Origin of the sequence: Neisseria sp. HMSC068C04, from assembly GCF_001810105.1 — a bacterium.
GTDB classification, from domain to species: domain Bacteria; phylum Pseudomonadota; class Gammaproteobacteria; order Burkholderiales; family Neisseriaceae; genus Neisseria; species Neisseria flavescens_B.
Map to the genome: position 1 here is coordinate 1 of NZ_KV799977.1, position 767 is coordinate 767.

Genomic DNA, 767 nt, shown 5'->3' on the forward strand with positions numbered 1-767 from the left:
AAAGTGACTTCCTGCGGCATGATTTTCTCCTTGTTTAAAGCATGAACGGTTAATGAAATTAGTGCAATTAGGATAGTGGCCAGCAAAGCTGCCACAACACGTTTACTGATTGCCTTTGGGGTCGTTCGAATAGCCATCGGTTTTTTCTTTCTTGGTACTATTTGCCCAAGTAGCGATAATACGTAAATGTTTCTCTATGTACGCTCTGCCAGGATCTGTACTCATTAATCTATGATATTTATCTGCTACGTCTAAAATCCATTTCATCCTACTATCATATTCCTCTGCTTTCATATTGTATGGTGAATAGGAAAATGGGTCTTCCTTCAACCTGTATTTGACCCTTTCCGCCTGCGGCAGCAGTATACCGTTCCGTTTGTAAGATTCAATCGCATGACTACCACCGGATTCTTTCAACCTTCGAAGATAGACGGCATACGGTTCTTCCTCATAGCTGCTGTGGAAGCGGATAAAGGTTTTGGGCATATCCACCTGCCGTTGCACCTCCGCACCCGCGCGCATCCATGGATGATTCCAACATATGCTTTGTAGGATATTCTTCTGTTCTTGTACTGCAATCAGCTTAAGGTGTGTGATTTGAAAACCTAAAGCTTTTTTACTGTATGGCTTTAATTTTTCTATGTCAGATAAAAATTTGAAAGCTTCCTGTATTTCATCGGTCAATTTAAAACCCTTTACACCAGGCAGAGCTGTGGACGCCCAAGGCAAAGCGTTGAGGGCTTTTTTTACAGGAGCAACATAATTAC

The 767-nt window shown here is 41.9% G+C and carries 1 protein-coding gene; it reads right to left on the minus strand.

Annotated features, from left to right (window positions below; translation table 11 throughout):
* Window positions 1-102: 102 nt before the first annotated feature.
* The coding region (locus tag HMPREF2700_RS11820) for a DUF2515 family protein (protein ID WP_210389883.1) at window positions 103-767 on the minus strand (665 nt) is incomplete at its 5' end.